Origin of the sequence: Mesorhizobium sp. B2-5-7 (assembly GCF_006440875.1) — a bacterium.
GTDB lineage: Bacteria > Pseudomonadota > Alphaproteobacteria > Rhizobiales > Rhizobiaceae > Mesorhizobium > Mesorhizobium australicum.
This window is the reverse complement of sequence record NZ_VFUO01000006.1, coordinates 282,299-295,168: the sequence shown is the minus strand read 5'-3', so window position 1 is coordinate 295,168 and position 12,870 is coordinate 282,299. Positions and strand designations below refer to the sequence as shown.

Here is a 12,870-nt window from a genome sequence, read left to right as displayed (position 1 = left end):
TTCCATCGGCCGCCACGCTCAGGCAGCGCTGTGCAGCGGTCCACCGGCAACCTCGGCCAGCAGGCGGTCGAGGTCGACATCGGCATTGCGGTGTTCGCCGACGATCGTGTGCTCCGACATCACCAGGATGCGGTCGGCCGTCTCCAGCGCTTCATCGAGTTCGGTGACGAACAGAAGCGTGGCGCGGCCATTGGCGCTGGCCCTCAGCTTGGCGGCAATATCGCGCCGGGCGGAAATGTCGACGCCCTGGAACGGCTCGTCGAGGATGAACAGCGCGGCATTCTGCGCCATCCAACGGGCGACCATCACCTTCTGCTGGTTGCCGCCCGACAGCGCCGACATCTCGTCCTTCTCGGAGCGGCAGACGATGCCCAGTTGCTCGATCTGCCTGCGCGCGGTGGCGCGTTCGAGGCGGCGCCTGAGCACGCTCAGACTGGACATGCGCTTCAGAAACGGCAGACTGACATTGCGCTCGATGTTGAAGCCGTCGACGATGCCGCTGGTCGCACGATCCTTGGCGACGAGGAACACGCCGGCGGCGATCGCGTCGCCCGCCGAGCGCGGCGCATAAGGCTTGCCGTTCATCGTCATGGTGCCGTCGAGCGGCCGGCGCACACCGAACAGCGTCTCGGCAAGCGCGGTCTTGCCGACGCCGACGAGGCCGGTGATGGCGACGACCTCGCCATCGCCGAGTGTCAGCGACATCGGCCTGGCGCCCTGCGCGATGCGCAGGCCTTCGACGCTCAGGACCGCCCTGGCGGAACTCCTGGCCACGATCCGGTCGAGATGGATCTTGCGGCCGAGCATGGCGTTGACCGCACCTTCATAATCGAGCGGCTTGGCATCGAAGGCGCCCGATACGACACCGTCGCGCATCGAGACGATGCGGTCGGCGAGCCGCCTGATGTCCGACATGCGATGCGAGATATAGAGGATCGCCACGCCCTGCTCGCGCAGACGGTCGACCAGCGCGAACAGCCTGTCGGCCTCGGCACTGGAGAGCGACGAGGTCGGCTCATCGAGGATCAGCACTTTCGGCTGGTGCGCCAGCGCCCGGGCAATCGCCACCATCTGGCGGTCGGCCAGCGAAAGATCGCTGACGCGCGCCTTCAAATCGATGGCCAGCCCCATGCGGTCGGCGACCGCCTTGGCCTCACGGCGCACGCGAGCGGGATTGAACAGGGTCGGCACGCCGCGGCCGCTTAGCCGGTCCAGCGTGAGATTGGTGGCGACATCGAGGTCGGCGACCACGCCGTCATTGATGTTCTGGTGCACGGTGACGACGCCGGCGCGGATCGCCTCCGCCGGCGTGTTCGGCGCGAACTCCGCACCGGCGAGGGTCATCGAGCCGCCGCCACGCTCGTAGACGCCGCTGATGATCTTGACGAGGGTGGATTTGCCGGCGCCGTTGGCGCCCATCAGCACGGTCACTTCGCCGGCATGGAGGTCCACCGCGATGCCGCCAAGCACCTCGTTGCGGCCAAAGGATTTCCTCAGTCCCTCTACGCGGAACACGGCATTGCCGACCATGCGTTCCTCCCTGGTCATGACGCTATGGTCAATGTAGGCAATTGTCAACACGATTGACAATTGCCAGACAGCTTCCTAGCTTGGCCCCGCCGCTTGGGCTCCTTATGATCGGAGCACATAGGCGGGAGGGACAAGGATGACTGGGAACTTGCCGTTCGAAGCATTGTCGGTGGAGACGCTCGCAACCCGTCTCGGCACGAACGAAGCGCTGTGCGCGAAGATCGGCAAGGATGCGAGCGCCTGGAAAGTTCGCGAGGTTGGCGACGGCAATCTGAACCTGGTGTTCATCGTCGAAGGCGCCAGTGGCGGCGCCATCGTCAAGCAGGCCCTGCCCTATGTCCGCCTGGTCGGCGACAGCTGGCCGCTGCCGCTAAAACGCTCCTTCTTCGAATACCACGCGCTGACCCGGCAAGAGGCGCGCGCGCCGGGCTCGGTGCCGGCGATCTACTACTTCGACGAGGTCCAGGCGCTGATCATCATGGAATATCTGGCACCGCCCCACATCATTCTCAGGCGCGCCCTGATCGACGGGCGCCGATTGCCGAACATTGCCAGGGATATCGGCCTGTTCATGGCCCGCACGCTGTTTCGCGGTTCCGACCTGTCGATGGTGACCAAGGAGCGCAAGGCGGATTTGGCGCTGTTCGCCGACAATGTCGAGCTTTGCGACATCACCGAGAACCTGGTGTTTTCCGACCCCTATTTCGACGCCAAGATGAACCGCCACACCAGTCCGCAGCTCGATGAGCTGGTGGCGGAACTGCGGGCCGACCGCGACCTCAAGGTGGAGGCGCAGCGGCTGAAGCATATGTTCGCCGCCAATGCCGAGACGCTTTTGCATGGCGACCTGCATTCCGGCTCGATCATGGTCACCGATCAGGAAACACGGATGATCGATCCGGAGTTCGCCTTCTACGGCCCGATGGCCTTCGACGTCGGCATGCTGCTCGCCAATTTCTGGATGTCCTTCTTCTCGCAGCGCGGGCATGAGCAGAACGGCAGGCGCGACGCCATGCGTGCCTATCTGCTCGGCGTCACGGCCGAGACCTGGGCCGTGTTCCGCGCCGAGTTCTCGCTGTTATGGCGCACCGAGCGCACCGGCATGCTCTATCAAAAAAGCCTGTTCGAGGATCAGGGCGACCGGCTGGGCGCCGAGCAGGCACTCGATAATGTCCTGCATCAGATCTGGGACGATCTGCTCGGCTTTGCCGGCATCGAGGTTCACAGGCGCATCCTTGGCCTCGCGCACAATGCAGACTTCGAGACCATTGCCGATGAAGATCTGCGCGCCAGTTGTGAGGCGAAGGCACTGAAATTCGGCCGCCACATCGCCGTCAATCGGCGCCAGATCCACAGCATCGACGAGGTCAACAATCTGGCCGCGCTGATTGAACAGGAGAACAGCATTTGAACGTCGGCGACCGCCACTTTCGGACCATCTGGCTGAGCGACGACGGCCGCTCGGTGGAGATCATCGACCAGCGCTGGCTGCCGCATGAGTTCCGTATCGAGAAGCTCGTCACGGTCGCCGCCATCGCCACCGCGATCCGCGACATGTGGGTGCGTGGCGCACCGTTGATCGGGGTCACCGCGGCCTATGGCGTCGCCATGCAGATGACGGATGATGCATCCGACGAAGCGCTCGACACTGTGTGGGAGATACTGCACGATACCAGGCCGACGGCGATCAACCTGCGCTGGGCGCTCGACGAGATGCGGCGCTTTCTGCGGCCGTTGCCGCTTGGTGAACGCGCCGCGGCCGCCTACCGGCGTGCCAATGAGATCGCCGACGAGGATGTCGGGCTCAACCGCGCCATCGGCGAGAACGGTCTCGCCATCATCAAGGATATCGCGGCGCGCAAGCAGCCGGGCGAGACGGTCAATATCCTCACCCACTGCAATGCCGGCTGGCTGGCGACGGTCGACTACGGGACAGCCACTTCACCGATCTACCTCGCTGTCGAAGCCGGCATTCCGGTCCATGTCTATGTCGATGAAACACGCCCACGCAACCAGGGCGCCCAACTCACCGCCTGGGAGATGGCTGGCCACGGCGTGCCGCACACGCTGATCGTTGACAATGCCGGGGGCCATCTGATGCAGCGCGGCGCAATCGACATGGTCATCGTCGGCACCGACCGCACCACCGCCGACGGCGACGTCTGCAACAAGATCGGCACCTATCTGAAGGCGCTCGCCGCCGCAGACAACGACGTGCCGTTCTACGTTGCGCTGCCTTCGCCGACCATCGACTGGATGGTGGGCGACGGACTTGCCGAAATCCCGATCGAGGAACGTTCCGGCGACGAGGTTTCGCTGGTGTGGGGCAAGACCGCGAGCGGCGAGATCGCCCAGGTACGCGTCTCGCCCGAAGCAACGCCTGCGGCAAACCCCGCCTTCGACGTGACGCCGGCGCGGCTGGTCACCGGGCTGATCACCGAGCGCGGCATCGCCAAGGCGTCGCGCGAGGGGCTGAAGGCGATGTTCCCCGAGCGGGGATAGGCGGGCCGCGCTCAGAACTCGGCATTGTCCAGCGCGTTCACGAATTCCAGCGAGCGCCGCAAGGCGCCGCGAATGGTGCCGATATCCACCGGCGTGCTTCGCCGCTGGGGATCATTGCGCTGCGGGCGCTGCAGCCGCAACGGCAGTTCGATGCTGACTGGCAGCGTGGCGGGCAGCACGGCCCAGTAGGATGCATAGTCGACAGAGCCGTCGCCGATGGCGCAGAAGGCCCATCCCTCGCCGGTGCTGACGACATCCTTCAGATGAGCATGTCCAACCGTGTCGATGGCATCGGCGATATCTTGCGCCGGCTGCATCGTCTCGCCGCTGTAAGTGAAGATGTTGCCGGCATCGTGGTTCAGGCAGACGTACGGCGATCCGATGTCGCGGACGAAGCTTGCCCCCGATCGCGCGCTGCCGAGCAGATCGCCACTGCCATGTCCGGGGTTTTCGAGCGCCAGAACCATGCCGGCCTCCTCCAGCCTCGGCAGGAGAGCGTCGATCGTCGCGCGGATCGCCGCGCTGTTTCTCGCCGGACCGGTATTGGTGATCAGGAACGAAGCGCCAAGACTGGCGGCAAAGCCGATCCGCCGGGACAATGCTTCGATCGCATCGGGCCCCGACAGGTCGAGATGAGCCGACACGGCGTTGATGCCAAGCCCGGCATGTTCCGCTGCCCGGCGCAGCTTCGCGGCGTGCGCAGCCGCAAACAGACCCTCGTCGAAATCGACATAGCCGCTGATAAAGGCCGGCTCGACGTGGGCGGCACCCACAGCGGCAATCTCCTCGACGGCCAATTCCATGGAATAGCCGTCGAAGAGAGCGGTCGATACCGACATGATCCGCGAAGGCAGGGCTCAGGCTCCCTTGCCGTAGACGATCAATTCCGAGGCTTCCTTCACCTTGGCCGGCGACAGTGCCTCGCGCCAGTCGTCACGGACCACGACGCCCTTGGCGAAGCGCATCAGGCGCAGTGCGGCGTCGGACGGCACTTTCGGCGAGAAACCGAACCACATGGCGATCTCGACATTCAGATGACCGATCAGGAAGTCGAGCGCGGCTTGCCTTGGAATGCCATATTTGCGCTCGCACTCCTCGACGGCCTCGACCATCGTGTCGACGAAGGGCATGGCAACCATCTCGGACAGGCCAGGCTCCAGGATCGCCAATTGTTCGACCGTGACCCGATGGCTGTCGATGATCGGCGACCACATCGCCTTGCAGACCTCCTCGCCAAGCGCGTAGTCCTCTTCAGGTCCCTGCATCAGGGCGCAGACGATCGACTGCCTGGCGATGCCGCCATGATAGTCGCGACGCGCGGCCCACTCCGTCTCGTCACCGAACAAGGGCGGGTGGCAGGGATGACCGACGAAATAGGTGAGATCCGGTCGATCGCCGGGCAGGTCGCCGGCATAGGGTGCGGCCGCATCCAGAACGAGGATCATGGTGCCCTTGGCAAGCATCGGCGAGACCTGCCGCGTCACCTGGCCGATGATGTTGTCCGGCAGAGCCATCACCACGACCTTGGCGCCGGGAATGCCTTCCTCCATGGCGACGGCGGCGATATCGGCTTCTCCCAACCGCTTGCGGCCGGCCTCGCCGATCTCCACGGCGCGGACATCGTAACCTGCTTCGATCAGCTTGCGTGTCACGCGGAAGCCCATCTTCCCTCCGGCTCCAAGCACCGCCACGGATGTCGTCATTTGCTTCTCTCCCATTTCCTCTTGATGGCGCGCCGATGGCGCAGATTCAGCCGAACGCTTGCAGCGCGGCCTCGAGCTCCGGATGCGTGGCGGCGTAGTCGCGCGCGGGAATGCCTGCCGCGGCGGCTTCGAAAGCATCGTGCAGACTTTGAACGCCGGCGGCCGGACCGCCGGGATGCGCCATGATCCCGCCGCCGCAGCAATAGATGAAATCGTTCGTGCCGAGCCTTCCATAGGTCTCGCCCGCCTGCACCGCGGTCTGTCCGGACGAAAACACCGGCATCACCGTATCGGGGCGGTCGGCCCGGCCGAACATCGGAGTGAGGCAGGCGTGGGCGGATGCCATCACCGAATCGTCGGGCTCGCAGAACTTGTTGGACAGCCCGTTGACGTGCATGTGGTCGGTGCCGGCCAGGCGCCAGAATTTCTGGTAGGCGAGATAGCTCATGCCGACATCAGGAGAACGGCTGAAGAGACCCCAGCCCGCCCGATGGCCGTGCAGCGCGACGGCGGAATGCCGGCGCATCTTGACGACACCCGACAGGCCGACGGAATTGAGGACAAGCATGGCGCAGGTGCCGCCACGGCGCTCGATCAGGTCGAGCTGGCGGCGCATGGCGTCGATGTCGCCGGAAATGTTGGCCGCGTACATGACCTTGCGCCCGGTCCTGTCGGCGTGCCGGTCGATGACAGCCATGACCGCCTCGAACCGCTGTTCGAACGGCGAATGCGGGGGATCTCCCATCAGTTCGTCGTCCTTGATGAAGTCGAGGCCGGCTGAGATCAGCGTATCGGCCAGGGTCGCGGTCTCCCGCGGCGTAAGGCCGATGCTCGGTTTGACGATGGTGCCGATCAGCGGCCGTCCCGTGACACCGGTCAGACGACGCGTGCCTTCGACAGCGAAAGCCGGCCCCGGATAGGCATCGGCGAAGACATCGGGAAAGCTGACGTCGAGCAGACGCATGGCCGAGAAATGATGCAGCTCGAACAGATTGCCGAGCACCGTCGACCAGACCGAAGCCAGCACGGTGCCCATGTTCTCGATGTTCCAGGAAAGACCCACCTTGGCCCGGCGCGGCCTGACGGCCGCCGCATCTCCGGGCGCGCGCGAAAACGGCAACGCCTCGCCATCGACCTCGCCAAGATCCTCGATGAATTCGACGCGCGCGCCAAATCTGAGCAGCAGTTCCGGCGTCTCCCCAGGGATCGGACGGAATGTCCCGCTCGATTGCTCACCCGCCATCGCGGCCGCGGCGACCTCCATGGGATAGCGGGTTTCGATCAGGTAGGTGGCGTTAAGACGACCGGTCAATGGAGGCTTCCCGGCTGGAATGAACTTCATAACGGGAGCGATAGCATCAAAAAGATATCATGTCATCACATGAGTTTTCCCGGTCAAAAAATTTGCGACTGTCAGTCCCCGCCGTCGTTGCCCGCCAGTTTCGAATAGAGTTCGTTGGCGCGGCCTATATGGTCCGCCATGGCGGCGCTGGCGCCTTCGGCGTCGCCGCTGGCGATCGCCTTGTAGATGCGTTCGTGTTCCTCGACCGTCAGACGCTCGGCGCCTTTCACGGCCACGAGATCGCGCTTGAAGCGCGACAGCCATTCGAGCATGCCCTTGGCCACGGCCGCGATCATCGAATTGCCGCTCATTTCCGCTATGACGGCGTGGAATTCCATGTCGGCGGTTACGAACCGAGCCTGGTCGCCCTTCGCCTCGCGTAGGTGGCGCAAGGTCCCGGCAAGCCGTTCCAGGCTCTTGGCCGTGGCGCGTCGCGTGGCGATCCGAACCAGGCCCGTTTCCAGCAAGAGCCTGACTTCTTTGAGTTCTTCGAGGCCGCGCGAATTCGTCGCCAGCATCATGACCATTGCCGCGGAGACCTGATCGACGATCACCTCCGGCGTCGGGTTGATGACGCGCGCCCGTTCGCCGTGCGATATCCGGATGAGCCCCATCTGCTGCAGCGTCAGCATCGCTTCCCGGATCGACGGCCGCCCGACGCCGATCATCGTCATCAGTTCCTTTTCCGACGGCAATTGGGAACCGGGCGGAAATTCGGATGTCGAGATCGCCGCCATCAGCCGATCGAGCACCTCGACATACAACTTCTTCTTCTGGACCGGTTCCATCCGCATCTCTCCTGATCGTTTCCCGGGGGCAATCGATCCCGAGTCGCACCAACAGGCAAGGTCCCCGCTAATAATTGACATTACATATATGATGACCTAGCGTCCAGTGTGGCCAGTCTCAATGCGGCGCGTGACGGCAAACATAGTGTCGGCACGGCCCGACTGGCCAGGGATGAGACGGAGAACCCGGCGGGCGCGTTGCTCCCGTCGACGCAGTCAAATGAGGTTCCGAGTGGCTTGCCTATTTGGTATGCTGGTATAACATGTAGCTGGTATGGTGTCCTTCGGAAGAGACACCTTTACGGAGTGACAGACGAGCCGATCAGGTCGGCCGGTTTTTGGGAGGAGAGATCATGAAGTTTTCAATTGTGGCGGCGCTTGCCGGCGCCGCGCTGGCCAGTGCTTCTGTTTTGCCGGCGATCGCATCGTCGGACAAACCGGTGATCGCGCTCGCCAACGCCTATTACGGCAACACCTGGCGCCACCAGATGGTGGAGGCGTTCGAGGCCTCGGCCAAGGAAGCCAAGGCAGGTGGCCAGATCGCCGATTACATCATCATGAACGGTGACGGCTCGGTGGCGCAGCAGAACAGCCAGATCGCCGAGCTGATCCTCAAGAAGGTCGATGTGCTCGCCGTCGACGCCGCCTCGGAGACCGCGGTCAACGGCATCATCGAAAAGGCCTGCAAGGCCGGCATCATCGTCGTTTCCTTCGATTCGGTTGCTTCGGCGCCCTGCAACTACCAGCTCAACTTCGACTTCAAGGGCTACAAGGCGGCCCAGGCCGAAGCCGTCTTCAAGATGATCGGCGGCAAGGGCAACGTCATCCAGGTGCGCGGCGTGAAGGGCTCTGCGCCCGACAACGACATGTTCAACGCGCAGCAGTCGGTGCTGGCGAAATATCCCGACATCAAGGTTGTTGCCACCGTCTACGGCCAGGCGACCGCCTCGGTCGCGCAGGCGGCGATCGCCAACGTCCTGCCCTCGCTGCCACATGTCGACGCCGTGCTCGGCCAGGGCGGCAGCGACGATGTCGGCATCGCCCAGGCCTTCGTCCAGTATGGCGGCGATTATGCCGGCAAGATGCCGATCATCGAAGGCGGCGGCGGCACCGACTTCGTCAAATGGTGGGCCGAAGAGAATGCCAAGAACGGCTACCAGACCGTCTCGATGAACACCACGCCGGGCATTGGCGGCGCCGCGTTCTGGCTCGGCCTTTCGTTGCTCAAGGGCGGCAAGGCACCGAAGCTGATGATCATGCCGGTGGCGACGGTCGATGCCAGCAATCTCAAGGAGTATGCGAAGCTGCCGGGCGGCCAGATCATCAGCCCTACCTATTCGCTCGACTGGGTCAAGCAGAACCTGCTCAGCAAGTAAGGCTGCCATTGCCAGGGACCGGGCGCGCCAAACGGCCGCGCCCGGTCCCTGCCCGTAAGAAACGGAGGACGAATGTCCCATCTCGCCGTAACCGATCCGGAGGGTGCAGCCGCTACGGTGCCCGACACCAGGCCAAACGTCGTCTCGCTGTCGCGGATCACCAAGAGCTTCGGGCCGACGCTGGCGAATGCGCAAATCGACCTCGCCGTCTCGGCCGGCGAAATCATCGGCCTGGTCGGTGGCAACGGCGCCGGCAAATCGACACTGATGCGCATCCTGTGCGGGGCGACGTCACCGACCCTCGGCTCGATTTCGTTCACCGGCCAGGATGTGGGCTTCGCCGACTACGACACGGCGGAGGCGCAAAGGCGCGGCATCCGCATGGTGCATCAGGAACTGTCGCTGTGCGCCAACCTTTCCGTGGCCGAGAACTTCTTCCTGGAAACGCCAGGCGACGCAGGCAACCGGCCGGGCTGGCGCGCGCTCTATCGAGCCCGCGCCCGGGCGGCGCTGGACGCCGTCTTTCCCGCCAACGGCATCGATGTGAACGCCGAAGTCGGCCATCTCTCCATCGCCGAGCGGCAGATGGTCGAGATCGCGCGCGCCGCCGCCACGCCGGGTGTCAAGCTGATCGTGCTCGACGAGCCGACCTCCTCGCTCGACCTCGACCGCTCGAGGCAGTTGCGGGCCTTCATCCGCGAACGAGCCAAATCCGGCCTTGCCTTCATCTTCATCAGCCACAAGCTGCAGGAAATCATCGACATCGCCACGCAGGTGATGGTGCTGCGCAACGGGCGCACCGCCTGGCGCGGCGATGTCGCCGGCACTTCGATTGGCCAACTTGTGCAGCTCATGGGCGGCGACGCCAATTCGATCCACCAGCACAGCGCGACTGCCGCCAGCAGCGGCGAGGCGCTGGTCAAACTGTCCGGCTTCCTGACTGCCGGGCTCGGCCGCGACATCGAGATCGGCCGCGGCGAGATCATCGGACTGGCAGGGCTCGAGGGCAGCGGACAGAAGGAGTTGCTGCACGCCATTTTCGAGCCGGATTCCGCCAGAGGGGCCGCGGTGACCCGGAGCGGCGATGCCGGTTTCATTGCCGGCGACCGCCAGAAGGAAGGCGTGTTCCCGCTGTGGAGCGTGCTTGGAAACATCAGCATTGGCAGCCTTGCCCGCCGTCCGGCACTGGGGCTGGTTTCGCAGCGTGCCAACCGCGAGGCGGCGGCCGAAGCGGCCGGCCGGCTGCGGCTCGACGACAAGCGCTTCGGCTCCAACATCCTCGAACTCAGCGGCGGCAACCAGCAGAAGGCGCTGGTTGCCCGGGCGCTCGTCGCCGACACGCCGATCCTGCTGCTCGACGATCCGACGCGCGGCGTCGATATCGCCACCAAGCAGGACTTCTACAGGCTCTGCAACGAGATCGCGCGCAGCGGGCGCACGCTGGTGTGGCACACCACCGAAGATGCCGAACTCTTGGCCTGCGACCGCGTGCTGGTGTTTTCCGGCGGCCGCATCGTCAAGGAATTGGCCGGCGAGGCGATCACGGAATCAGCCATCGTTGGAGCGTCCTTTGCCCAGCAGGCGGACAAAGCCATCGGCGCCGGTCGCAGCGGCTCTGCCGGCGCCGGGCTTGCCCGCCGGCTGGTGAACGCGGCTCCCTTCATCGGCCTCGCCGCCGTGCTGGCGGTGATGATCTCGGCCAACCCGGCGGTCGCTTCGATCTTCGGGCTCGACCTGCTCCTGATGCCGGCGCTGTCGCTGGTGCTAGTGACGGCGGCGCAGATGTTCATCGTCGGCGGCAGCGAGATCGATCTCGGCGTCGGCGCCTTTGCCGGCCTGGTCAGCGTGCTTTCCGCCACGCTGCTCTACGATCAGCCATGGCTCGGCGCGCTGGCGCTGGTGGCGGCGGTCGCCGCCTATGCCGGGCTTGGCGGCCTGATCCAGGCACGCAAGATCCCAGCCATCGTCGTCACGCTTGGCGCCTCTTTCATCTGGATGGGACTGGGCTACGCGCTGCAGCCGACGCCGGGCGGCGCCAGCCCCGAATGGCTGTCGGCGATGTTCAGCTGGTCACTGGGTTTCCTGCCCACCTCCATCATCTTAATCGCCGCGGTCGCGCTGGTGGTGCTGGTGATCGACCGGCTGCCGCTCGGCGTGGTGCTGCGCGGCTTCGGCAACAATCCGACCGCCATGATCCGCTCCGGCTGGTCGCCGACGCGCTATGCGCTGGTGCGCTACCTCGTCGCCGGACTGTTCGCGGCTGCCGCCGGCCTGTCGCTGACCGCGATCAACACGGCAAGCGATATCAATTCCGGCAATTCGTTCACGCTGCTCAGCGTCGCCGCCGTGGTGATGGGCGGCTGCTCGCTGCTGGGCGGCGTCATCTCGCCGGTCGGCGCCGTCGCCGGGGCGGTCACGCTGGCCTTGATCGGCGCCTTGCTCGGCACGCTGAACGTGAGCAGCGACTTCAACGCGGCAACGCAAGGGCTGATCCTCATCGCCCTGCTGACGCTGCGCAGCCTGACCGCCGACCGCAGGAGCGAACAATGAACGGCCTCGCCGCCTTCAGCCTGTGGGCGCAGAAGAACCGCTGGGTCTGGTCGGCGATCGGCGTGCTCGTGCTTTGGCTGGTGCTGTCCATCGTCACCAACCGGTTCAGCCTCTCCAGCCTGTCGGGCATCATTCTATCGGCGTCGTTCCTGACCGTTGTCGGCATAGGCCAGATGTTCGTCGTCACCACCGGGCGCGGCAATATCGACCTTTCGGTGGCGTCGGTGATCACGCTCAGCGCCTTCGTGGCGCTGCTCACCATCAAGGGCCAGGATGCCAACCTCGCCATCGGCGTGGGTGCGGCGATCCTGCTCGGCCTTGCGGTCGGCGGCTTGAACTCGCTGCTCGTCGTCGGGCTGAACATACCAGCCATCATCGCCACGCTGGCGACGGGTTATGTGCTGGCGACGGCAACGCTGCTGTCGAACCGCGCCATATCGGGTTTCGCCGTCAGCCCGCTCTTGAAGACGCTGGCGACGGGCCGCGTCTCCGGCGTGCCGATCATGGCCGTCATCGCCATTGTCGGCGTGGCCGCGACCGCGTTCGTGCTGCGCTACACGGTGTTCGGACAGTTGCTGTCGGCGGTCGGCCAGAATCGCACCGCCGCGCGACTGGCGGCGATCCGCAACAACCGGATCATCGCGTCGGCGTTCATCATCTCGGCGGTGCTGGCTTCGCTCAACGGGCTGCTGCTCGGCGCTTATATAGGCGGCGCCTTCCTCGAAATGGGCCAGCCCTATCTCCTGCAGTCGATCGCTGCGGTGGTTCTTGGCGGAACGCTGATCTTCGGCGGCTCGGCCAGCGCCGTCGGCACGCTGTTCGCCAGCATCCTTTTGATCCTCATCGTCACCACCATGCAGATCGTCGGCCTGCCGCCAGGTGCGCAGGACATCGTGCAAGGCATCGTCGTCATCTTCGTTCTGGCGCTGGCCGGCCGGCAGGTGCTGTCGAGGCGAGCCGCCGTGGACCGCGCAGGCGACGACGGCACGCTGAAATCCGAGTGATGATTTCTCTTGCCAAGCTGTGGTAGAGTGATCATACCAGTAGATAAGATGACGATCGGCAATGCCGGCGTCCCG

General features: G+C 64.8%; 10 protein-coding genes. 5 read left to right on the top strand and 5 right to left on the bottom strand.

Annotated features, from left to right (window positions below; all coding sequences use genetic code 11):
* Positions 1-18: 18 nt before the first annotated feature.
* Complete coding sequence (locus tag FJ543_RS25355) at positions 19-1,530, bottom strand: sugar ABC transporter ATP-binding protein (RefSeq protein WP_140878181.1); 1,512 nt, start codon at positions 1,528-1,530, stop codon at positions 19-21.
* A 136-nt stretch (positions 1,531-1,666) separates the two neighbouring features.
* Here FJ543_RS25355 and mtnK point away from each other — a divergent pair, with 136 nt between their 5' ends.
* Entirely contained in the window at positions 1,667-2,941 is a 1,275-nt protein-coding gene (mtnK, locus tag FJ543_RS25350) for an S-methyl-5-thioribose kinase (protein WP_140878030.1), read from the top strand.
* Entirely contained in the window at positions 2,938-4,032 is a 1,095-nt protein-coding gene (gene mtnA / locus FJ543_RS25345; RefSeq protein WP_140878028.1) for an S-methyl-5-thioribose-1-phosphate isomerase, read from the top strand. The genes mtnK and mtnA overlap by 4 nt, the downstream gene beginning before the upstream one ends.
* Positions 4,033-4,043: 11 nt before the next feature.
* Here the strand turns inward: mtnA and FJ543_RS25340 are convergent, their stop codons facing one another.
* From FJ543_RS25340 to nanR, 4 genes are all read right to left on the bottom strand, one after another.
* Positions 4,044-4,871 (bottom strand): sugar phosphate isomerase/epimerase, encoded by an 828-nt coding sequence (locus FJ543_RS25340; RefSeq protein WP_140878026.1) that lies wholly within the window; start codon positions 4,869-4,871, stop codon positions 4,044-4,046.
* 18 nt (positions 4,872-4,889) lie between these two features.
* Positions 4,890-5,735: a phosphogluconate dehydrogenase C-terminal domain-containing protein gene (locus FJ543_RS25335; RefSeq protein ID WP_140878024.1), complete on the bottom strand. Its 846-nt coding sequence runs from the start codon at positions 5,733-5,735 to the stop codon at positions 4,890-4,892.
* A 46-nt stretch (positions 5,736-5,781) separates the two neighbouring features.
* Positions 5,782-7,047 (bottom strand): ribulose-bisphosphate carboxylase large subunit family protein, encoded by a 1,266-nt coding sequence (locus FJ543_RS25330; protein ID WP_318011583.1) that lies wholly within the window; start codon positions 7,045-7,047, stop codon positions 5,782-5,784.
* Between the two features lie 101 nt (positions 7,048-7,148).
* Entirely contained in the window at positions 7,149-7,865 is a 717-nt protein-coding gene (gene nanR / locus FJ543_RS25325; RefSeq protein ID WP_015318938.1) for a transcriptional regulator NanR, read from the bottom strand.
* A 353-nt stretch (positions 7,866-8,218) separates the two neighbouring features.
* Here nanR and FJ543_RS25320 point away from each other — a divergent pair, with 353 nt between their 5' ends.
* From FJ543_RS25320 to FJ543_RS25310, 3 genes are all read left to right on the top strand, one after another.
* The gene (locus tag FJ543_RS25320; protein WP_140617391.1) at positions 8,219-9,241 is read left to right on the top strand and encodes an ABC transporter substrate-binding protein; all 1,023 of its coding nucleotides are present in this window, start codon (positions 8,219-8,221) and stop codon (positions 9,239-9,241) included.
* Positions 9,242-9,313: 72 nt separating this feature from the next.
* Complete coding sequence (locus tag FJ543_RS25315; protein WP_140617392.1) at positions 9,314-11,791, top strand: ATP-binding cassette domain-containing protein; 2,478 nt, start codon at positions 9,314-9,316, stop codon at positions 11,789-11,791.
* The gene (locus tag FJ543_RS25310) at positions 11,788-12,795 is read left to right on the top strand and encodes an ABC transporter permease (protein WP_140617393.1); all 1,008 of its coding nucleotides are present in this window, start codon (positions 11,788-11,790) and stop codon (positions 12,793-12,795) included. Before FJ543_RS25315 ends, FJ543_RS25310 begins: the two co-directional genes overlap by 4 nt.
* Positions 12,796-12,870 lie beyond the last annotated feature (75 nt).

Coding starts and splice junctions, on each gene's coding strand:
- FJ543_RS25355 (WP_140878181.1), bottom strand. CDS start 1,530: ATGGTCGGCAATGCCGTGTTCCGCGTAGAGGGACTGAGGAAATCCTTT.
- mtnK (WP_140878030.1), top strand. CDS start 1,667: ATGACTGGGAACTTGCCGTTCGAAGCATTGTCGGTGGAGACGCTCGCA.
- FJ543_RS25340 (WP_140878026.1), bottom strand. CDS start 4,871: ATGTCGGTATCGACCGCTCTCTTCGACGGCTATTCCATGGAATTGGCC.
- FJ543_RS25335 (WP_140878024.1), bottom strand. CDS start 5,735: ATGACGACATCCGTGGCGGTGCTTGGAGCCGGAGGGAAGATGGGCTTC.
- nanR (WP_015318938.1), bottom strand. CDS start 7,865: ATGGAACCGGTCCAGAAGAAGAAGTTGTATGTCGAGGTGCTCGATCGG.
- FJ543_RS25320 (WP_140617391.1), top strand. CDS start 8,219: ATGAAGTTTTCAATTGTGGCGGCGCTTGCCGGCGCCGCGCTGGCCAGT.
- FJ543_RS25315 (WP_140617392.1), top strand. CDS start 9,314: ATGTCCCATCTCGCCGTAACCGATCCGGAGGGTGCAGCCGCTACGGTG.
- FJ543_RS25310 (WP_140617393.1), top strand. CDS start 11,788: ATGAACGGCCTCGCCGCCTTCAGCCTGTGGGCGCAGAAGAACCGCTGG.